The sequence below is a fragment of the Bradyrhizobium sp. Ce-3 genome (genome assembly GCF_022835695.1).
Lineage (GTDB): Bacteria > Pseudomonadota > Alphaproteobacteria > Rhizobiales > Xanthobacteraceae > Bradyrhizobium.
On sequence record NZ_BQUV01000012.1, the window covers coordinates 77,961 to 99,219 of the forward strand.

At 65.1% G+C, this 21,259-nt stretch carries 17 protein-coding genes; 12 read left to right on the top strand and 5 right to left on the bottom strand.

Features of this window, described 5'->3' with window-relative positions:
• Positions 1 to 84 precede the first annotated feature (84 nt).
• From BRSPCE3_RS32845 to BRSPCE3_RS32855, 3 genes are all read left to right on the top strand, one after another.
• Entirely contained in the window at positions 85 to 1,857 is a 1,773-nt protein-coding gene (locus tag BRSPCE3_RS32845) for a PQQ-dependent dehydrogenase, methanol/ethanol family (protein ID WP_244070815.1), read from the top strand.
• 77 nt (positions 1,858 to 1,934) lie between these two features.
• Positions 1,935 to 2,477: a c-type cytochrome gene (locus tag BRSPCE3_RS32850; protein WP_244070817.1), complete on the top strand. Its 543-nt coding sequence runs from the start codon at positions 1,935 to 1,937 to the stop codon at positions 2,475 to 2,477.
• A complete protein-coding gene (locus BRSPCE3_RS32855; protein ID WP_244070819.1) occupies positions 2,474 to 3,100 on the top strand; it encodes a hypothetical protein in 627 nt (208 codons plus the stop codon). Before BRSPCE3_RS32850 ends, BRSPCE3_RS32855 begins: the two co-directional genes overlap by 4 nt.
• Positions 3,101 to 3,144: 44 nt before the next feature.
• On the opposite strand, the gene BRSPCE3_RS32860 is transcribed toward BRSPCE3_RS32855, so the two are convergent.
• The 3 genes from BRSPCE3_RS32860 to BRSPCE3_RS32870 form a co-directional block, all read right to left on the bottom strand.
• Positions 3,145 to 4,848, bottom strand: a complete 1,704-nt coding sequence (locus BRSPCE3_RS32860; RefSeq protein WP_244070821.1) for a bifunctional protein-serine/threonine kinase/phosphatase — start codon at positions 4,846 to 4,848, stop codon at positions 3,145 to 3,147.
• A 30-nt stretch (positions 4,849 to 4,878) separates the two neighbouring features.
• Positions 4,879 to 6,138, bottom strand: coding sequence for an MFS transporter (locus tag BRSPCE3_RS32865; RefSeq protein ID WP_244070823.1), 1,260 nt, complete (start codon positions 6,136 to 6,138; stop codon positions 4,879 to 4,881).
• A 287-nt stretch (positions 6,139 to 6,425) separates the two neighbouring features.
• Positions 6,426 to 6,659, bottom strand: a complete 234-nt coding sequence (locus BRSPCE3_RS32870; RefSeq protein WP_244070825.1) for a hypothetical protein — start codon at positions 6,657 to 6,659, stop codon at positions 6,426 to 6,428.
• Between the two features lie 113 nt (positions 6,660 to 6,772).
• Here BRSPCE3_RS32870 and nirB point away from each other — a divergent pair, with 113 nt between their 5' ends.
• The 6 genes from nirB to BRSPCE3_RS32900 all read left to right on the top strand — a co-directional run bounded on the left by nirB (position 6,773) and on the right by BRSPCE3_RS32900 (position 15,890).
• Positions 6,773 to 9,232 carry a nitrite reductase large subunit NirB gene (gene nirB, locus BRSPCE3_RS32875; RefSeq protein ID WP_244070827.1) on the top strand — a complete coding sequence of 820 codons (2,460 nt, stop codon included), beginning with the start codon at positions 6,773 to 6,775 and terminating at the stop codon, positions 9,230 to 9,232.
• Positions 9,229 to 9,558, top strand: a complete 330-nt coding sequence (gene nirD / locus BRSPCE3_RS32880) for a nitrite reductase small subunit NirD (protein ID WP_074130559.1) — start codon at positions 9,229 to 9,231, stop codon at positions 9,556 to 9,558. Before nirB ends, nirD begins: the two co-directional genes overlap by 4 nt.
• A gap of 16 nt (positions 9,559 to 9,574) precedes the next feature.
• Positions 9,575 to 12,238, top strand: coding sequence for a nitrate reductase (locus BRSPCE3_RS32885; RefSeq protein WP_244070829.1), 2,664 nt, complete (start codon positions 9,575 to 9,577; stop codon positions 12,236 to 12,238).
• Positions 12,239 to 12,510: 272 nt separating this feature from the next.
• Positions 12,511 to 13,704: a LanC-like protein gene (locus BRSPCE3_RS32890; RefSeq protein WP_244070831.1), complete on the top strand. Its 1,194-nt coding sequence runs from the start codon at positions 12,511 to 12,513 to the stop codon at positions 13,702 to 13,704.
• Positions 13,705 to 14,030: 326 nt separating this feature from the next.
• A complete protein-coding gene (locus BRSPCE3_RS32895; protein ID WP_244070833.1) occupies positions 14,031 to 15,257 on the top strand; it encodes a CaiB/BaiF CoA-transferase family protein in 1,227 nt (408 codons plus the stop codon).
• Between the two features lie 237 nt (positions 15,258 to 15,494).
• Positions 15,495 to 15,890, top strand: a complete 396-nt coding sequence (locus BRSPCE3_RS32900; RefSeq protein ID WP_244070834.1) for a Rid family hydrolase — start codon at positions 15,495 to 15,497, stop codon at positions 15,888 to 15,890.
• Between the two features lie 11 nt (positions 15,891 to 15,901).
• On the opposite strand, the gene BRSPCE3_RS32905 is transcribed toward BRSPCE3_RS32900, so the two are convergent.
• The gene (locus BRSPCE3_RS32905) at positions 15,902 to 16,591 is read right to left on the bottom strand and encodes a TetR/AcrR family transcriptional regulator (RefSeq protein WP_244070835.1); all 690 of its coding nucleotides are present in this window, start codon (positions 16,589 to 16,591) and stop codon (positions 15,902 to 15,904) included.
• A gap of 247 nt (positions 16,592 to 16,838) precedes the next feature.
• On the opposite strand from BRSPCE3_RS32905, the gene BRSPCE3_RS32910 reads away from it, so the two are divergent.
• From BRSPCE3_RS32910 to BRSPCE3_RS32920, 3 genes are all read left to right on the top strand, one after another.
• Positions 16,839 to 18,071, top strand: coding sequence for an acyl-CoA dehydrogenase family protein (locus tag BRSPCE3_RS32910; RefSeq protein ID WP_244070836.1), 1,233 nt, complete (start codon positions 16,839 to 16,841; stop codon positions 18,069 to 18,071).
• A 134-nt stretch (positions 18,072 to 18,205) separates the two neighbouring features.
• Positions 18,206 to 19,264, top strand: coding sequence for a phosphotransferase family protein (locus BRSPCE3_RS32915; RefSeq protein ID WP_244070839.1), 1,059 nt, complete (start codon positions 18,206 to 18,208; stop codon positions 19,262 to 19,264).
• Between the two features lie 155 nt (positions 19,265 to 19,419).
• A complete protein-coding gene (locus BRSPCE3_RS32920; protein ID WP_244070840.1) occupies positions 19,420 to 20,334 on the top strand; it encodes a DMT family transporter in 915 nt (304 codons plus the stop codon).
• A gap of 163 nt (positions 20,335 to 20,497) precedes the next feature.
• Here the strand turns inward: BRSPCE3_RS32920 and lepB are convergent, their stop codons facing one another.
• The gene (gene lepB / locus BRSPCE3_RS32925) at positions 20,498 to 21,256 is read right to left on the bottom strand and encodes a signal peptidase I (RefSeq protein ID WP_244070842.1); all 759 of its coding nucleotides are present in this window, start codon (positions 21,254 to 21,256) and stop codon (positions 20,498 to 20,500) included.
• Positions 21,257 to 21,259 lie beyond the last annotated feature (3 nt).

A 21,259-nucleotide genomic window follows, 5' to 3' on the forward strand; every position in this document is an offset into this window, starting at 1 on the left:
GGACTCAAGGCTTCTCGCGCAATCGCCCGTATGTGACGGGCGGTTCGATCAATGAAGAATGCTGGATCCGGAGGAAATGAACTGATGACAAGGTTGAATTGGGTTAAATCGCACATGCTTGCGGCGGCCGTAGCATCCGCCGCGACCCTCGCGGGCTCTTTCGCGCTTGCGGAGGATGTCAACCAGGACCGTCTGCTCAACGCTGACAAGGAAGCAGGCAACTGGCTGCACCATCACAAGAACTATTCGGCGACCCGCTTCTCGTCGCTGGCTGATATCAACAAGGACAACGTCAAGAACCTGAAGGTCGCCTGGACCATGCATCTCGGCGGCGTCGAGGGCGGCGGCATCTGGGGCCACGGCGGCCTGGAGGGAACTCCGATCGTCGAGAACGGATTCATGTACGTCACCGACGGCTGGGGCTCGGTCTACAAGATCGACGCGCATGGCGGCAAAGGTGTGCTGCTCTGGAAGATGGACCCCAAGACCGACCACGACTGGGCCGGCGCGGTCGCGTGCTGCGGCGTCGACAACCGCGGCGTCGCGCTGTGGGACAACCTCGTGATCTCGCACACGCTCGATGGCCGCCTGATCGCGACCAACAAGGAGACCGGGCAGGTCGCCTGGCAACGCCAGGTCGCCGATCCCGACAAGGGTGAGGTGATCACCGGCGCACCGCTGATCGTCAAGGGCATGGCGATTACCGGCGTCGCCGGCGCCGAATACGGCATTCGCGGCTGGATCGCCGCGACCGACCTGAAGAGCCAGAAGGAAGTGTGGCGTACCCACACCATCCCGGGCAAGGACGAGCCCGGTTCTGAGACCTGGAAGGACGACAAGAACGCCAAGGCGAGCGGCGGCGGATCGACCTGGGTCACCGGCAGCTTCGACCCGTCGACCAACACCATCGTCTGGGGCGTCGGCAATCCCGGACCGGACTGGGACAATGAGTACCGGCCCGGCGACAACCTCTACACCGACTCCTCGCTCGGTCTCGATGCCGACACCGGCAAGATCAAGTGGCACTACCAGCACACGCCGAACGACCCCTACGACTATGACAGCGTGGCGGAGAACGTGCTGGTCGACGTCCCCGGCCCGAACAACACGACGCTGAAGCTCGCGCTCGAGGCCGACCGCAACGGCTTTGCCTATGCGGTCGATCGCAACAGCGGCAAGTTCGTCTGGGGTCTGCCCTTCGTCAAGAAGGTGACCTGGACCAAGGGTCTCGATCCCGAGTCCGGCAAGCCGGTGGAGTATGATCCGAAGCAGGGCGTGCAGAAGTACAACGCGTCGGTGACGCCGAGCCGAACCAACAAGGAGACGGACATCTGCCCGGGCAACATGGGCGGCAAGAACTGGCCGCCGACCGCCTACAATCCGACCCTGAAGCTCTGGTACATCCCCGTCATCGAGAGCTGCAACCACATCAAGGTTGAGGAGATGACGCCGGACAAGGTGAAGGCGCGCGAGTTCTTCACCGGCGGCGGGCCGAGCCAGAACGTCAAGATCACCGGCAGCGTGACCGCGATCGACGTCACTACTGGCAAGGTGGCGGGGAAGGCGGAGACGCAATTCCCGAACCTCGGCGGCATCCTGGCGACACCCGACCTCGTGTTCTCCGGACAGCCGTCCGGCGAAGTGATCGCCTATGACGCCAAATCGCTGAAGGAGCTCTGGCAGTTCAACACCGGCGGTGGCGTCAACGCGCCCCCGATGACGTTCTCGGTGGACGGCAAGCAGTATGTAGCGATCCTGGTCGGCCTCGGCGGAGCCTGGGACAAGTGGTTCATCGATGCCACGCCCGAGCTGAAGCGGATGCAGCCGGGCTCGATGCTCTACGTGTTCGCCCTTTGATGTCGTAACCGCGGGAGGCCTCGGTAAGGGGCCTCCCGCGTCGACGTGGCCGCGAGAAATAAGAAGAAGCAAGACAAATGAAGCAGACATGGCTGGTTGGTGCGTGGCTCGGCTGCGCGCTTGTGGTGGGATTTGTGAGTACGGCGCAGGCGCAGTCGGCGAGCGATCCGACCGACGCGGGCAAGGCGGTGTTCAAGCGAGGCAATTGCATGGGCTGCCACAAATGGCACGGCAATGGCGGCGGCGGTTATGGCGGCGACGCGCTGTCGCTGCGCAAGACCGAGCTGACGCGCGAGCAGATCATCGAGACCGTGACCTGCGGACGGCCGGGCACCGGCATGCCGTTCTTCGTGCGCGGCTCCTACGACACCACGAAATGCTACGAGATGACCCGGCAGGATGTCGCGGACCGCATGCCGCCCGAGGCGAATGTGTTCCTGCGGCCGAACGAGATCGAGGCCGTCGCCGATTACGTGCTCGCCCATGTCAAGGGCAAGGGTGAGCCGAGCTATGACGAATGCATCGCCTTCTTCGGCGATGGCTCGCGCGTCTGCAACATCTACAAGGAGGCCGGCCACGCCGCCGCGCCGACCGACCCAAGCGAGAAGGCAAAGCCATGAGCAAGCATCGATCGGCAATTCGTGGGCTCGTCTTCGCTGCGTCTGTCACGGCCGCCGTGCCGGCGATGGCAACCGCGGGCGACCTGCGCGACATCAATGTCGGCATGGCGATCACGAGCGTGCCGGACGCCGGATACATCAACCTGACCTGCGTCGGGGAAAAGACGCACAGGCTGGCGGAATGGGCGCAGTGGGCGGCTTGCCCGGCCGGACCCGACCAGCTGCGCGGCGTCAGCTTCGAGTACGACCGCGAGACCGCGCGGGAGGGCACCATGGTCGGTGGCCATCCGGCGATCCTGACGGTGATGATCGACAAGGACGCCAGGATCGCGGCGCTGACGATCGTGACCGATCCGAAGGCGCGGCTCTATCTGCGCAAGAAGGCGTTCCTGCTCGGCCTGCAGGCGAAGTCGCGCTACGGCGAGGACGGCTGGAGCTGCTCGGAGGCGAAGCCGGGCGCCGACAAGCAGGAGGTCGGCGGCGTCTTCGTCGACGAGACATGCAGCAAGACCACCGATGGCCGGACCGTCGTGATCGAGCGGCATCTCTATCGCGCGCCGAACAAGGAGTTGAAGGATATGACCGACGAGACCCGGATCACGATCCGCCGCGCCGGGTCTTGAGGGACGGACGAACGGCATTCGTCGCGCCGTCGCCGTTCGCGTGCCTAGTGCCGCGCCAGCAGCGCCACGATGACCAGGGCCAGGATCGCGCACAGCACCTTCCAGAACGTCACGGGATCGCGGTCGTGCAGCGATTTGCGGGTCGTGACGGCGGGGCCAGCCCAAGTGGCGCCGTTTTCCAGCTCGTGCGCGAACTCGATGGCGTCGCCGAAGCGTTGCGCGGGCTCGACGCTGAGCGCCTTGCCGATCACGGCATCGAGCCAGGCCGGCAGGTCCGGCCGGTAGCGTGACAGCGGCGCCGGCTTGCCGAACCGCGGCCGCGAGAACGGCTCGATCTCGCCGAACGGATAGTTCGCGGTGAACATCCGGTAGACGGTGACGCCGAGCGCAAACAGGTCGGAGGCCTCGTCGCCGGCCTTGCCGCCGAACAGTTCTGGCGCCATGTAGCTCGCGGTGCCCGGAATGTCCTCGGCGGGGAAATCCTCCAGCAGCGGCACGCGCGCGACGCCGAGGTCGACCAGGCGCAATCCGCCGTCCTTCAGCAGGATCACGTTGTCGGGCTTGATGTCGCGATGGATGATGCCGGCGCGATGCAACGCGGTGACCGCGCGGACCAGCTTGGTTGCGATCGCGATGCCGTCGGTGAGCGACAGCCGTGGCGCGCGCTTGAGCCGCTGCTCCAGCGTTTCGCCCTCGTAGAGCGGCATCGCCGAATAGAGCCGGGTCTGCCGCTCTGCCGGCACTTCGATGATCTCGCCGATCCACAGGCTGCGCACCCGCGCGGCGACCCAGGCCTCGCGCACGAAGGCGAGGCGGTAGGAGCCCTCGCTGGCGACCCGCGGATGCGGAAATTTCAGCACGACTTCGCGGCCGGCGCGCTTGTCGACAGCCCTGAACAGGCGGCTGTAGCGTCCGTCGGACAGCACGTCGCCGAGCGCGAAATCGTCGATCGTGTCGCCGCTCAGCGGCAAATCGAGGATCGGCAGCGTCGCGATTGCGTGGGTGAGGTCTTCGCGATCCGCCGGGGGCAGGTCGACGACGTCGAGCACCAGCGCGGTCGTGTTGTCGCTACTGCCGGCCGCGAGCGCGGCATCGACGATGCTGCGCGCCGATTCGTCGGGCGGCGTGCGTTCCTCCAGCAGCTGCTGGAGACGGGAATCGGAGAGCGCGCCGTGAACCCCGTCGCTGCAGATCACGAGACGGTCATGTTGCCGCAGCCCGACGGAAGTGTAGTCGAACCGGGCGAACTCCTCGAAGCCGATGGCGCGGCTCAGCATGTGGGCGAGGTCGCCGCGGCCGGCGATATGGTCCTGCGTCAGCCGCTCCAGCCGTCCGTCGCTCAGGCGATAGGCGCGGGTGTCGCCGATATGGATCACATGGCATTGCCGCCGCGACAGGATGTTCGCGGAGAACGCACAGGCCATGCCGCTGCGCGCGGCATCGACCCGGCCCTGGCCGTAGATCCAGCTGTTGGCGGCCTCCAGCGCCCGCGCGGCGCGACGGCGGACGCCGAGCGTCTCGGGCAGCGAATAATAGGCATCGATGAAGCTGCGGACCGCGACCTCCGCGGCCTCGCGGCCTCCCTTGTGGCCGCCGACCCCGTCGGCGACCGCGGCCACGACGTCGCGATGCAGCGTGCCCGGCTGGCCGAGGCACACTGCGACGTAGTCCTCATTGGCGGCGCGCTTGCCGGTCTCGCTGGCAAAGCCAACGCGAACGCCGAGGTCGTGTTGCGCGCCGTTTGCCACGTCCGAACTCGTCCTCTCCGGAGCGAGCCCCTAGACGCGCGCTCCCGACACTGCGCCCCAGGTGGTGCGCCAGCGGACCTTGACCATGGCAAGTCCGATGAAGCCAAGCAACGCCAGCGCGCCGAAGAACAGGAAGCCGGCGCCGAAGCTGCCGGTCATGCCCCTGGCGTAACCGAGCGTCTGCGCCAGGAAGAAGCCGCCGACGCCGCCGGCGCAGCCGACCAGCCCGGTCATCAGGCCGATCTCGTGGCGGAAGCGCAGCGGGATCAGCTGGAACACCGCGCCATTGCCCATGCCGAGCGCCAGCACGCCGATCGAGAACAGCAGCACCGAGACCCAGGCGATCCGCGGCAATTCGGTCAACGCCCAGCCGCCCGCAGCCGGCGCAGTCGGGCCCTCGGGCATGAAGGCGATGACGAGATAGGCAGCCACGACCACACCGAACAGGATCGACAGCGAACGAATGCCGCCGATGCGGTCGGCGATCATGCCGCCGACGGGGCGGAAGCCGGAGCCGAACGCGACGATCAGCGCGACCAGCATGCCGGCCGCGACGCCGGAGACATGATACTGCACGGTGAAATAGAGCGGCAGCGCGTTGGCGAGGCCGACGAAACCGCCGAAGGTGATGAAGTAGAAGAACATGAACCAGCGGCTGTCGGAATCCTTCAGCAGTGCGCCATAGGCTTTCAGCGAGATCTTCTTGCGCTCGCCGGGCGCGTCCTTGGCCGCGACCGCGTAATAGGCGAGCACCATCAGCATCGGGATCAACAGGCAGCCGAACACGGCCTGCCAGCCCCAATGCTCGGCAATGGTCGGCGCCAGCAGCGTGTCGAGCACGACGCCCATGTTGCCGGCGCCGGCGATCCCCATCACCACGCCCTGATATTGCGGCGGATACCAGCGGCTGGCCTGGGGCAGGGCGACCGCGAACGAGGCGCCGCCGACGCCGAGCGCCAGCCCGAACAGCTCGATCGCGAGCTTGCTGGTCAGTCCGAAATGCCAGACCGACGCGGTCGCCGCGATGACGACGAGCTGGGCGATGATGCCGGTGCGCTTGGCGCCGATGATGTCGGCGAGGATGCCCATCGGCACGCGGAGCAGCGCGCCGGCCAGCACGGGAATGGCGACCAGGGTGAACTTCTCGTTCACTGCCAGATTCATGTCGCGCGCGATGTAGACGATCAGCGGTCCGAGCGCGACCCAGGCCATGAAACTGATGTCGAAATACAGGAACGCGGCGAGCAGGGTTGGCCAGTGACCTGCCTTCTTGAACTCGGCTAGCTTCATCGCAACGTCTCGCGGTGATGCGGCGGAGACAGCCGCACGCGTGCGGTCGTCTCGGGCGCAGATCAATCGAATGTGGGTGAATGGTGAGTGCGCTCGTCGTTGAGACGCACTCCGTCAAGAGTTCAGGTCAGCAATTTGCGTGCCATCGAATCGATCGCGTCGCTTTGCCTTGCAGTCGCAAGACGTTGCCGCGAGATCGCGAACCGCATCGCGCGCTCGGGATTGGCGTGGCTTGCGGCAAGCGCCGCCGCGCAAACGCGCATGCTGATGCTTTCTTGTGCGATGCGTCACGCGTGCGCGATGGCGTATCGATCGCGGAGTCGCGATTGCCGTCGCAGCCGGCCATGCTGTGATGCACAAGAGATCATCGGCGTGGCTAAAAATTCGGCCAGACAGCCGCGCGATGCGTCATCAGGCACATGCGAGGTCGCAGAAAACTCGTTGATTTTGCAATGAGATTCGTCCTCGCCGAGTTGGCACGCGTTTTGAATATCAGTCAGTAACGGAACATCGGTCGTCATCGAAGACGGTCTGCGCCCGCGGCTGGGCTTCCTACAACTCCAACCTTTATCGGTGCCCATCAACGACGCACGTCGCGTCGCTGCCTAGCGCCGTCGGAATTGAAAGGCAGACCATGCTCGACAAGGTGACCAAGCAGAAGCTCGTGGTGATCGGCAACGGAATGGCCGGCATCCGCACGGTCGAGGCGCTGCTGGAGCGCGCGCCCGATCTCTACGACATCACGGTGTTCGGCTCCGAGCCCTACGGCAATTACAACCGCATCCTGCTGTCGCCGGTGCTCGCCGGCGAGAAGACCGTCGACGACATCATGCTCAATACCGTCGACTGGTACGAGGACAACAACATCACGCTGCGCAAGGGCGAGACGATCGCGATGATCGATCGCCGGACCTGCGAAGTCGTGACCGATGCCGGCGATCGCGTTCCCTATGACCGCCTGCTGATCGCGACCGGCTCAAATCCGATCATGCTGCCGCTGCCGGGCAAGGACCTGCCGGGCGTGATCGGTTTCCGCGATATCTATGATGTCGACCGCATGATCAAGGCCTCGACCGACTATCGCAACGCCGTCGTGATCGGCGGCGGCCTGCTCGGCCTCGAAGCCGCCAACGGGCTGATGAAGCGCGGCATGAACGTCACGGTGGTGCATCTGCTCGACACCCTGATGGAGCGCCAGCTCGATCCGGTGGCCGGCGGTCTCCTGCGCAAGTCGCTGGAAGAGCGCGGCATGGTGTTCAAGATGCCGGCGCAGACCCAGGCGATCCTGGGCGAGGACCGTGTCACCGGCGTGCGCTTCGGCGACGGCACCGAGCTGGCGGCCGATCTCGTGGTGATGGCGGTCGGTATCCGCCCGAACTTCGAGCTCGCCAAGAAGGCCGGGCTTTACTGCGAGCGCGGCATCGTCGTCTCCGACACCATGCAGACCTATGACGGCCGCATCTATGCGGTCGGCGAATGCGTGCAGCACCGCCGCCAGACCTACGGTCTGGTTGCACCGCTGTTCGACCAGGCCAAGGTCTGCGCCAACCATCTCGCGATGAAGGGCTTTGCCACCTATGACGGCTCGGTCACCTCGACCAAGCTGAAGGTCACCGGCATTGACCTGTTCTCGGCCGGCGACTTCGCGCCGGGGCCGGACAAGGAAGAGATCGTGCTGCAGGACGCCAATCGCGGCGTCTACAAGCGCATCATCCTGAAGGACAAGAAGATCGTCGGCGCCGTGCTCTACGGCGACACCATCGACGGCCCCTGGTACTTCCAGCATCTGCGTGACGGCACCGACGTCTCGCATATGCGCGAGCGCCTGGTGTTCGGCGCCGCCAATCTCGGCGACGGCGGCGTCAGCGGCCAGAACTCGGTCGCGGCGATGAGCGACGAGACCGAGATCTGCGGCTGCAACGGCGTCTGCAAGGGCGCGATCGTCAAGGCGATCTCCGAGAAGAAGCTGTTCACGCTCGACGACGTCCGCGCCCATACCAAGGCGTCGTCGTCCTGCGGCTCCTGCACCGGCCTCGTCGAGCAGGTGCTGGCGTTCACGCTCGGCGGCGACTATTCGGCGGCGCCGAAGGTCAAGCCGCTGTGCAAGTGCACCGATCACAGCCATGACGACGTCCGCCGCGTCATCGTCGAGCAGCAGCTCAAGACCATTCCGGCCGTGATGCGCTTCATGGAGTGGAAGACGCTCAACGGCTGCCATTCCTGCCGTCCGGCGCTGAACTACTATCTGCTCGCGACCTGGCCCGGCGAATATCGCGACGACCAGCAGTCGCGCTTCATCAATGAGCGCGTCCACGCCAACATCCAGAAGGACGGCACTTATTCGGTGGTGCCGCGGATGTGGGGCGGCGTCACCACGCCGGGCGAGCTGCGTGCCATCGCCGACGTTGCCGAGAAGTTCAACATCCCGACGGTGAAGGTCACCGGCGGCCAGCGCATCGACCTGCTCGGCGTCAAGAAGGAAGACCTGCCTGCAGTGTGGGCCGATCTCAATGACGCCGGCATGGTGTCGGGCCACGCCTACGCCAAGGGCCTGCGCACGGTGAAGACCTGCGTCGGCTCGGAATGGTGCCGCTTCGGAACCCAGGACTCCACCGGCCTCGGCGTCAAGCTCGAGAAGTTCATGTGGGGCTCGTGGACACCGGCCAAGGTCAAGCTCGGCGTCTCCGGCTGCCCGCGCAACTGCGCGGAGGCGACCTGCAAGGACGTCGGGGTGGTCTGCGTCGATTCCGGTTACGAGATCCATTTCGCCGGCGCCGCCGGCCTGCACATCAAGGGCACCGAGTTCCTGACCAAGGTCGAGACCGAGGACGAGACGCTCGAGGTGATCGTGGCGCTGACCCAGCTCTATCGCGAGGAGGGCTGGTATCTCGAGCGCATGTACAAATGGTGCGACCGCGTCGGTCTGGAGCAGATCAGGAAGCGGGTGGTCGACGACGTCGCGAACCGCAAGGCACTGTTCGCCCGCTTTGCCCATTCGCAGCAGTTCGCGCAGACCGATCCGTGGGCCGAGCGCGCCAGCCGCGGCGTCGACCGCAACGAGTTCGCGCCTCTCGCCGAATTGGAGCTCGCATGACCAGCTGGATCGAAATCGGCGCGCTCGACGACATCCCGCGGCTCGGCTCGCGCGTGGTGCGCACGCCGGGCGGCAACATCGCGGTGTTCCGCACCGAGAGCGACGAGGTGTTCGCGCTCGACGACCGCTGCCCGCACAAGGGCGGACCGCTGTCGCAGGGCATCGTGCACAACAAGCGCGTGACCTGTCCGCTGCATAATTTCGTCATCGAGCTGGCGAGCGGGCAGGCGGTCGCGCCCGACGAGGGCTGCACGCATACCCATCCGGCCAAGGTCGAGAACGGCGTTGTCTGGCTGTCGGTGCGGCAGGCGGCTGCGGTGAGCTGAACGGTCGGGTCAGGCAATGTCCGTCAAGACCACGTGTCCCTATTGCGGTGTCGGCTGTGGCGTCATCGCGTCGAGGGACGCGGCGGGCGCCGTTCGGGTCGAGGGAGACAAGCAGCATCCGGCCAATTTCGGCCGGCTGTGCAGCAAGGGCTCGGCGCTCGCCGAGACCATCGATCTCGACGGACGCCTGCTGGAGCCGATGGTCGACGGCGTGCCGGTGGCGTGGGACGACGCGCTCGATCGCGTCGCCGATGGCTTTAACAAGGTCATCCGCGAGCACGGACCCGACGCGGTCGCGTTCTATGTCTCCGGCCAGCTCCTGACCGAGGACTATTACGTCATCAACAAACTGGCGAAAGGCTTCGTCGGCACCGCCAATATCGACACCAATTCGCGGCTGTGCATGGCCTCCAGCGTCGCCGGGCACAAGCGCGCCTTCGGCAGCGACACGGTGCCGGGCTGCTATGAAGATCTCGAACAGGCGGAGCTTCTGGTGCTGGTCGGCTCCAACGCCGCCTGGTGCCATCCGATCCTGCACCAGCGCATGCTGGCGGCCAAGGAGAAGAACCCGGCCTGCAAGATCGTGGTGATCGATCCGCGCCGCACCGCGACCTGCGAGGGCGCCGATCTGCATCTGCCGCTGCGTTCCGGTAGTGACTCCGTGCTGTTCAACGGGCTGTTCGCGTATTTGGCCGGCAGCAATGCGGTCGATCGCGGCTTTGTCGGCAATTGCACCACAGGGATTGTCGACGCGCTCAAGCAGGTGGCCGGGCAAACGCTGGCGCAGACCGCCGCGACCTGCGGCCTGACTGAAGGCGCGGTCGGGCTGTTCTTCGACTGGTTCACGAAGACCGAGCGCGTCGTCACGCTGTATTCGCAGGGCATCAACCAGTCGTCGAGCGGGGTCGACAAGGTCAACGCCATCATCAATTGCCATCTTGTGACCGGGCGGATCGGCCGTCCCGGCATGGGGCCGTTCTCGCTGACCGGTCAGCCCAACGCGATGGGCGGCCGCGAGGTCGGCGGGCTCGCCAACCAGCTGGCTGCGCATATGGAGATCGAGAACCCCGCGCATCGCGAGCTGGTGCAGCGGTTCTGGCGCGCGCCTGTGATCGCGGAGAAGGGCGGGCTGAAGGCGGTCGACATGTTCGATGCGATCGCCGACGGCCGCATCAAGGCGGTTTGGATCATCTCGACCAATCCGGTGGTGAGCCTGCCCGATGCGGACCGCGCCCGTGCCGCGCTGGAAGCCTGCGAGCTCGTCGTGGTGACGGATTGCATGCGCGACACCGACACCACGCGCCATGCCGATGTGCTGTTGCCGGCTCTGGCGTGGGGCGAGAAGGACGGCACCGTCACCAATTCCGAGCGGCGGATCTCGCGGCAGCGCCCGTTCCTGTCAGCGCCGGGCGAAGCGCGCGCCGACTGGCAGATCATCTGCGACGTCGCGCGAAACATGGGATATGCCGGCTTCGATTACGCGTCAGCTGCCGAGGTATTCCGCGAGCACGCCGAGCTGTCGGGCTTCGAGAATAACGGCCAACGCGATTTCGACATCTCGGCGCTGGCTGGGCTCGACGACGGCGGCTATGACGCGCTGGCGCCGGTGCAGTGGCCGGTGACCTCGGAGCATCCGGCCGGTACGCCGCGGATGTTCGAGAGCCAAAAGTTTTTCACGCCCGACCGCAAGGCGCGCTTCGTGCCGGTCGCGCCGCGCGCGGCGCGGCATGCGACCAGCCGTGATTATCCGCTGGTGCTCAACACCGGTCGTGTCAGGGATCAGTGGCACACCATGACCCGGACCGGGAAGACCGGACGGCTGCTGTCGCACATCTTCGAGCCCTATGCCGAGTTTCATCCGGAGGATGCGCGGCAGGCCGGGCTGCAAAGCGAAGGCCTGGTGCGGTTGACCAGCAGTTGGGGCGAGATGATCGCGCGCGTCGTGGTCAGCGCCGACCAGCGCCGCGGCTGCGTGTTCGTGCCGATGCATTGGAACGAGGAGTTCGCCGGGGAAGGGCGCGTCAACGCGCTGGTCAACCCGGCGGTCGATCCGCTGTCCGGCCAGCCGGAGTCCAAGCACACGCCGGTCAAGGCCGATCCTTATATGCCGAAGTGGCATGCCTTCATCCTGAGCCGCGATGCGATCAGGCGTCCGGCGAGCGGCTACTGGGTCTACGGCAAGGCCGGTGACTGCACGCGGCTGGAGCTCGCGCTCGACGTTCGCCCCGAGAGCTGGCGCGACTGGGCGAGGGCGCAACTTGGCCTCGAGGGCGTCGAGATCGAATGGATCGCCTATCGCGATCCGGCCGCCGGCCGCTTCCGCTACGCGGCGGTGCGTGACGGCCGGCTCGAGGGCTGCGTCTTCATCGCGCCCGATCATGCGCTGCCCTCGCGCGCCTGGCTGACCGGGCTGTTCGCGGAACAGCAATTGTCGGCCAATGCGCGGATGGCATTGCTCGCCGGACGGCCGTTCGGCGCGGGCGAGGATGTCGGCCCGATCGTGTGCTCCTGCTACAGCGTCGGACGGCACCAGATCACCGCCGAGATCAGGAAGGGCGCCGACAGCGTCGAGGCGATCGGCCGCTGCCTGAAGGCCGGCACCAATTGCGGCGGCTGCAAGCCGGAGATCGGCAAGCTGATCGGCGCCACCGCGCAGCCGCGGCAGGCAATCGCGTCCTAAAGTCCCGGCGCCGGCTTGAGCCAGGCGAACCAGGGCGCGTGCTCATAAATCTTCGTCAACGTCCGTTCGGCTGCGATACTCATCGCCTTTGCCAATGTCCCGATGGGGCAGGTGCAGCCATTGACGCCTCACGGCTGCGTCGCGCTGAATCATCTCAGGGGCAGCTGGTTTGCCGCGGGGCGTGCTTTTGGATAGAGCTTTCGTTCAATCGTGCCATTCTTCCTTGCCTTATCTGCAAATGGACCGCGCTCAGGAGCAGGAGCCCCGACGCCATGATAACCGCGGGACGTCATCGTCCGCTTGTACAGGACGCCTGGAATGAAGCGGCTGTTCGAGGCACGATCGAAGAAATTGCGGTCGATGCGGTCGCACATTTCCATCCCGATACGTTCTGGCCGGCTCACCCGAGTGAAGACGGCGGAGGAGACGGTGATCCCAGCTTCTATAAGGGGGCGGCCGGGGTCATTTGGGCACTGGATTACTTGCACCGCACGGGGGCTACCCAGGTCGCCCGCGATTTCCGCCCCGTGCTGCCGAAGCTGATCGAGCGGACTGTCATCGACCACAACACCAGTTCGCTGCCCGATTATGAGAAGCATGGTTCGCTGCTTCGCGGCGACATGGGGGCGGCACTTCTCGCAATGCGCCTTGAGCCGACATCGAGCCTCGCCGACCTGGTCTATAGGCGGGCCGAAGCAAACAATGAACTGCCGATCCGGGAGCTGATGTGGGGAATGCCGGGATCGATGATCGCGGCAGTCCACATCAGCAGGATGACCGGGGAATCGCGATGGCGCGGCCTGTTCGAAGTGCAGGCGGCGCGGCTGTTGGCCGAACTGGAGGACACGCCGCAGGGTCCGCTTTGGACCCAGGATCTCTACGGTGCCACGGATCGCTTTCTCGGGCCGGTTCACGGCTTTGCCGGCAACGTGGTCCCGCTATTGCTCGGATGGGACTGGTTGACGGCGGCGCAGCAGGCGCACGTCGCCGAGTTCGTGCCGAAGTCGCTTGAAGCAAATGCGTGGCGGTACGACATTGGCACAACATGGGGCCCGAGAAGCAAGCGCGAGAAACGGCTTTTCATATGTCAGCATTGTCACGGTGCGCCGGGAATGGTGACGAGCTTTGCGGACGCGCCGTTCGCGACGCCGGAATTTGACGCGCTGCTGCTGGATGGCGGGCGCTTTGTCTGGGCCGCCGGACCGCTGACAAAGGGCTCGAACCTCTGCCACGGCACGGCAGGAAATGGCTACGCGTTCCTCAAGCTCTACCGACGCACGAATGACCCGATCTGGCTCGACCGCGCGCGCCAGTTCGCCATGACGGCCATCGTCCAGTTTCGTGGCGCTCAGATGGTTACCGGCCGCGGTCGGTATTCGCTTTGGACTGGCGACATCGGCCTTGCAATCTACCTTTGGGATTGCATCACCGGGGATGCCCGGTTTCCGACGATCGACGTGTTTTGACTCTAGAATGAGTCCGTGTCCTAGCAGCCGCGGCAGATGCTCTTCAGCTTGCTGTTGAGCAGGCGGTCATCCTCGTCTCGGCAGGATACCGTCGGCGTTGAGACAAATCGGTGTCGTTGATATTCACAATTTCGCGTGGCGGCAATCGGCCCGGTTCCCGCCAGCGTGGCCGCACATAGGCCGTCCGGGGATGGCTTCATGCCGACAATGCAGTGCTCGCGGCAGCAAAATGGTGTATCGGCAAGCTCTGGCGCGCCAAAGACACGGGCAGGACCCGGTCCGGCGCCACATAATCAAGATCTTGCAAGGATATCGGAGGAACGTTCATGTCGGCTCTGCCACTTTCGGGCATCAAGATTCTCGACCTGACGCGGGTGCTCGCAGGCCCGCTGTCGGCCCAGATGCTGGCGGATCTCGGCGCCGAGGTGATCAAGATCGAGCGGCCCGGCGGCGGCGACGACGCCCGCGCCTTTGGCCCGCCTTATCTCAAAGATCCCGACGGCAAGGCGAACAACAACAACTCGTTCTACCTCTGCGCCAACCGCAACAAGAAGTCCGTCACGGTCAATATCGCCAAGCCCGAAGGGCAGGCGATCATCCGCGAGCTCGCCAAGTCGGTCGACGTGATGATGGAGAACTACAAGGTCGGCGATCTCAAGCGCTACGGCCTCGACTACGACACCATCAAGCAGCTCAACCCCGGCATCATCTATTGCTCGGTGACCGGATTCGGCCAGACCGGCCCGTACGCCACGCGCGCCGGTTACGACGCCATCCTGCAGGCGATGGGCGGTCTGATGAGCGTGACCGGCCATATCGACGGCGAGCCCGGCGCGGGCCCGATGAAGGTCGGCCCCTCGATCGTCGACTACATGACGGGCATGAACACCTCGATCGGCATTCTCTCGGCGCTGTACCATCGCGACGCCAACAACGGCGAAGGGCAGCATGTCGACGTCTGCCTGTTCGACACCGTGATCGCCTCGCTGTCGCACTGGCTGCAGATCTACCTCGTCAACGGCAACATGCCGCCGCGCCGCGGCACCTGGGGCAATGGCGGCATGCCGGCCGGCGTGTTCCGCTGCACCGACGGCGAGCTGATGCTGGTGGTCGGCAATGACGGCCAGTTCCAGCGCACCTGCGCCGTGCTTGGCGAGCCCGAGCTCGCCAACGACAAGCGCTTCGTCAAGAACAACGACCGCGTCGTGCACGGCAAGGAGATCATGGCGATCTTCGCCGGCCTGTTCCTGAAGCATCCGGTCGCCTACTGGCTGGACAAGCTCGAGGAGGCCGGCGTGCCATCCGGCCCGATCAACAATTTCGAGCAGGTGTTCAGCGATCCGCACGTGCAGTCGCGCGGCATGCGGGTCAAGGTCGATCATCCCTTCGAGCCGAACCTGTCGCTGATCCGCAATGCGCTGACCTTCTCAGGCACGCCGATCACCGACTACCGCGCCCCGCCGCTGCTCGGCGCCGACACCAAGGACGTGCTGGCGACCATCGGCTACGACGACGCCAAGGTCGAAGGCTTGAAGGCGCAGGGGATTCTGTAGGCCTGCATTCCGAGCTAGGCGGAGCGGATTCCCCGTAATCCTGAGGAGCGGCCACTTGGCGGCGTCTCCGAAGGATGCACGGCCCGGCTGGTGGCCGTCGACCCTTCGAGACGGCGCGGCCTCCTCAGGGCGACGGTTCGACAGTGGTTCCGCTAGTGACACTTCGATCGCTACCGAAGCATCATTGACACCTACTTGCTAGATTGGCGCCATCGATCCCTATCGAAGGTGCCAATCATGAAACGGGAAGTGATCCGCGTCGAACCGATCTCGAGCTGGTTGGAGCGCTGGAAGGCGCCGGCGTCGGCGGTCACGCGCGCTGGCAACATGATCTTCGTCTCCGGCCTGCCGCCGTTCGATCCCGCAACCGGCGAGATCGCCGCCGGGGCGTCGATCGAGCGGCAGAGCGAACTCGTGATGGAGCAGCTCAAGCAGTGCCTTGAGGCCGCCGGCGCGTCGTTCGACAATGTGATGAAGTGCAACATCTTCTGCACATCGGCAAAACACTTCGCGACCTTCAATGCGATCTACCGGAGATATTTCGCGGACGATCTGCCGGCGCGGATCTTCGTCTGCATCCCGGAATGGACCGGGCCGTTCGACATCGAGATCGACTGCATCGCGATGGTGTGAGGGCAGGGCTCTCACAAATCCTGCCGCGTCAGCCGGCCGTGCACCAGGACCGGCCGCGCGGCCGGCTTGCTCGGAGCGTCGCCCATCGTCAGCGCCATCACCGAGACCGTGACCACGCGATCGATGATGGCGCGGACGTCGTCGAGATCGCATTTGCCTTCCGACAGCCGCAGCAGGCGTTCCTTCTCGCGGATGGTGTGGTGCGCCATCGCGAGCGCGAAGTGCAGACCCCAATAGAGTTCGGTGTCGTCGCGGCCGGGCATCGCGCGGCGCATTGCGGCGGCGAATTTGCGTAAGTGATCGACCTCGCGGTTCTTGATGCGGCGGATCGGCGGCACCGATTCGATCGAGGCCCGGATCATGAAGCGCGCCGCGGTCGAGCCCTCGCGATCGGGCCCGAGGCAGCCGCGCAAGGTGGGGCCGACGAGGGCGCGCATGATGTCCTCGATCGAGGCGCGGCCGCCGCCGGCCTCTTCCGCCGCCTTCAATTCGTTGAGACGTTCGCGGTTGGTCTGGATGCTGCGGGTGACGAACAGCTCCGCGATCAATTCGTCCTTGGAGCCGAAATGATAGTTCACCGCCGCGAGGTTGACGTTCGCCTCCGCGACGATGTCGCGCAGCGTGACGTCGCCGAAGCCGCGGTCGGCATAGAGCCGTTCGGCGGCGGCGAGAATTGCGGATCGGGTCTGGTCGCTGGCCATGGCTGAGAGCCTTTCCGTTATTCCGCGGTGCGCCGGGGAATGAGGAAGACGACAGGGAGTTGCATTTCAAACATTTGTATGAAACTATCGTTTGAACAGTCGGCAATGTCAATCCGCAACAATGCGGACGGCATTCTGGCACACCACCGCCGCCGATCTTGCGAAGGCCCTTGCGGCGCGCGGAGGCGAGGTGAAGAGTGTGGCCCAAAAAGGCCACGGCCCAAGTCTAGGAAACGAGGAGCGTCCCATGGATTTCACGATGTCGGCCAGGCAGAAGGAATGGCTTGAGCGCGTTCAGGCCTTCATGAAAACGCATGTCCGTCCCGCCGTGCCGATCTACGACAAGCAGGACGCCGAAGGTCCGCGCTGGAAGGTGATCCCGATCCTCGAGGATCTGAAGAAGAAGGCGAAGGCCGAAGGTCTCTGGAACATGTTCATGCCGCCGTCCTCGCATGAGGATGACGAATTCCACGGCGCGGGATTGAGCAACCTCGAATACGCGCTGCTGTCGGAAGAGATGGGCCACATCTCCTGGGCGTCTGAGGTCTTCAACTGCTCCGCCCCCGATACCGGTAACATGGAAGTGTTCATCCGCTACGGCACCAAGGAACAGAAGCGCAAATGGCTGCGCCCGCTGATGGACGGCGAGATCCGCTCCGCCTTCCTGATGACCGAGCCGGCGGTTGCCTCGTCTGACGCCACCAACATCGAGACCCGGATCGAGAAGGACGGCGATCACTACGTCATCAACGGCCGCAAATGGTGGTCGTCGGGCGTCGGCGATCCCCGTTGCAAGATCGCGATCCTGATGGGCAAGACCGATTTCAACGCCGCCAAGCATCAGCAGCAGTCGCAGATCCTGGTGCCGCTCGACACCCCCGGCATCAAGGTCGAGAAGATGCTGCCGGTGTTCGGTTTCGACGATGCGCCGCACGGCCACGCCCAGGTGCTGCTCGAGAACGTCCGCGTGCCGAAGGAGAACATCCTGCTCGGCGAAGGCCGCGGCTTCGAGATCGCGCAGGGCCGGCTCGGTCCGGGCCGCATCCATCACTGCATGCGCACCATCGGCAAGGCCGAGGAGGCGCTGGAGAAGATGGTGAAGCGGCTCGCCTCGCGTACCGCATTCGGCAAGAAGATCATCGAGCATTCGGTCTGGGAGCAGCGCATCGGCGAGGCCCGCACCGACATCGAGATGAACCGCCTGCTGTGCCTCAAGGCCGCCGACATGATGGACAAGGTCGGCAACAAGACCGCGCAGGCCGAGATCGCGATGATCAAGGTCGCAGCACCCAACATGGCGCTGAAGATCATCGACCAGGCGATCCAGGCCTATGGCGGCGGCGGCGTCTCCGACGAAGCCGGGCTCGCCAAGGACTACGCCCACATCCGCACGCTTCGCTTGGCGGATGGTCCGGACGAGGTGCACAATCGCGCCATTGCCAGACTTGAACTTCGGAAGTATGCAAACACGTCGCACTGAGCATGACGCGGAACGCATGGCGTTCACGCTGACGTCGTGCTCAGAATGAAAAGAGAAATCAGGCTGGCGTACCAGCCTGATTGAGGGGGCGCCCCGATGCGCTCCCTGAAAAATCGAGTTGAGGGAGCGTCACCGTGGCGGACGGCGTCAGGAAAGACGAAGAATTTTCCGGCACAAGGGAAGTCGAGGAGCGCCATCGTATCAACGAGGCGAACCTCTCGGCCTGGATGCAGGAACACGTCGAGGGTTATCAGGGCCCGCTCAAGGTCCTGCAGTTCAAGGGTGGCCAGTCCAACCCGACCTACAAGCTCGAGACCCCTGGCCGCAACTACGTGATGCGCCGCCGTCCGTTCGGTAAATTGTTGCCGTCGGCCCATGCGGTGGATCGCGAGTTCCGCGTCATCGCGGCGCTCGGCAAGCAGAATTTCCCGGTCGCGAAAGCCTATGCGCTGTGCACCGACGACGCGGTGGTCGGCTCGGCCTTCTACATCATGTCGATGGAAGAGGGGCGGGTGTTCTGGGATCCGACGCTACCGAGCCAGGAGCCGGATGCGCGGCGGAAAATCTTTACCAGCAAGATCGAGACGCTGGCGAAATTGCACATCCTCGATCCCGAAAAGATCGGCCTCGGCGATTTCGGCAAGCCCGGCAATTATTTCGCGCGCCAGGTTGATCGCTGGACCAAGCAGTATCGTGCGTCCGAGACGCAGCACATTCCCGAATTCGAGAAGCTCGCGGAGTGGCTGCCGAAGACGGTGCCGGAGCAGAAGCGCGTCTCGGTCGTGCATGGCGACTATCGCCTCGACAACATGATCTTCCACGCTATCGAGCCTCGGGTACAGGCGGTGCTGGACTGGGAATTGTCGACGCTCGGCGATCCCATGGCCGACTTCACCTATCTGTTGATGCAGTGGACGATGCCGGGCCTCGCCAACGCCGACCTCAAGGCGTTGAACATTCCGAGCCAGGATGAGGCGGCGCAGATCTACTGCAACGTCACCGGCATGGCTGTGCCGGATCTGAACTGGTACTTCTCCTACAACCTGTTCCGCCTCGCCGGCATCACGCAGGGCATTGCGGGCCGCGTCCGCGACGGCACCGCTGCCAATGCGAAGGCCCTTGAGTCGGCCAAGCGCACCGTGCCGCTGTCGCAGGCGTCATGGGAATACGCGCAGAAGGCCGGCGCAACCTGATCCGAGAACGCGGCGCGATCCCCCAGGGTTCGCGCCGCTGCTGCGAACTGCGGCATGTTTCCGCATTGTAGCCATCTGTGACTTGAGTTCGCGGTGCCGCTTTGGCAAGTCAGTCCGATCAACGCCCGCCCTGGTCCTGATCGGACATTTTCACCTTGCCCCTTTCCCCGAATCTTCGCGGCAGCCTGTTCATGGCGGCCGCCATGGCCAGCTTCACGGTCAACGACACCATCACCAAGGCGGTGTCGGCGGAGTTCAACATCGGGGAGGTCCTGCTGGTCCGCGGCCTGGTTGCGATGGTGCTGGTCGCGGCACTCGCCTGGTACCGCGACGCGCTGCGCAGCTTCAGTGCGCTGCTGATCTGGCCGGTCGGGCTGCGCGTCATGGGCGAGATCGGCGGCACGCTGACCTATCTGTCCGCGATCGCCCAGATCCCGCTCGCCAATGCCTCGGCGATCTTTCAGGCGCTGCCGCTCGTCATCACGCTCGGCGCGGCGCTGGTGTTCGGCGAGCCGGTCGGCTGGCGGCGCTGGCTTGCGATCGCCGCCGGCTTCATCGGCGTGCTCGTCATCGTTCGGCCGGGGGCTGAGGGTTTTAGCCAGCCTGCGCTGCTGGCGCTGGCGTCGGTCGGCTTCTGCGCGGTGCGCGATCTCGCCACCCGCCGCATCCCGAAGCATTTGCCGACCGTGTTCATCACGCTGCTCACGACAGTGACGGTGACGACGGCGGGCGCCGTCGTCCTGGTCCCGCTCGGCGGCTGGAAGCCGCCGTCCGGCCACGCGCTCGGCCTGCTCACATTCGCCGCAGTGCTGATCCTGATCGGCTATCAATGCATCATCGTGTCGCTGCGCACCGGCGACATCTCGGCGGTGGCGCCGTTCCGCTACACCGCGCTGCCATGGGCGATGCTGACCGGCTATCTCGCCTTCGGCCACAAGCCCGACGGCGCGATGCTCGCCGGTGCTGCGATCATCGTCGCCTCCGGCCTCTACGCCTTCTACCGCGAGCGCCAGCGCGACAAGCTCCGCCCGGCCGCCACGGGCCCGGGCCTGCCGCCGGATGGGTTGTGATCGTCGTCCGTAGCGCTCTTCGTAGCCTGGGTGAGCGACTTGTCCGCCGTAGCTCGAAGAGCGTAGGCGAAAGCGATACCCGGGAAGGTGCTCTCGCATATCGCTCCGCTCATGCGGGCTACGCCGTGATCCGGGTTTTCGACCTGTCGCTGGCCGACTTGCCTCAGTGAATGCCCGTGAACAGCCGATTCCAGCGTACCGAGGACGGCCAGCGCCACACCTGCCATGCCGGAGCGTCGTTGCCGATCGAGAAGAAGATCATCTTGGCTTGCCCGATGACGTTCTCGAACGGAACGTAGCCGACCCCGCCGCGCGCCGGCGGCACGCGGCTGTCGGCCGAGTTGTCGCGGTTGTCGCCCATCGCGAAGAAATGCCCCGGCGGCACCACATAGGTCTGCGTGTTGTCGTATTCGGAACGTTCGATGCGATCGAGCGTGTCGTAGCTGACGCCGTTCGGCAGCGTCTCGCGCCAGCGCTTGACGCGGACCGGGCGCGGCCCCTCGTCGCGATCGACATAGTCGTCGACGCGTTCGCGCTTGACCGCGGTCCCGTTGATGTAGAGCGCACCGTCGATCATCTGAATGCGATCGCCGGGCAGGCCGATCACGCGCTTGATGAAATCGACGGAATCGTCGCTCGGCAGGCGGAACACCACGACGTCGCCCGGCTGGGGTTCGGAGCCGAAGATGCGGCCGGAGAACAGTCGCGGCGAGAAGGGCAGAGAGTAGTGCGTGTATCCGTAGCTGTACTTCGAGAGGAACAGGTAGTCGCCGACCAGCAACGTCGATTCCATCGACTCGGACGGAATGTTGAACGACTGGAACAGCAGGGTGCGGATCACCAGCGCGAGGATCAGCGCCTGCACGACCACGCGGAGGGTTTCCGCCACTCCGCCTTGCTGACGTTGCTTCTCGGTCGACACGGT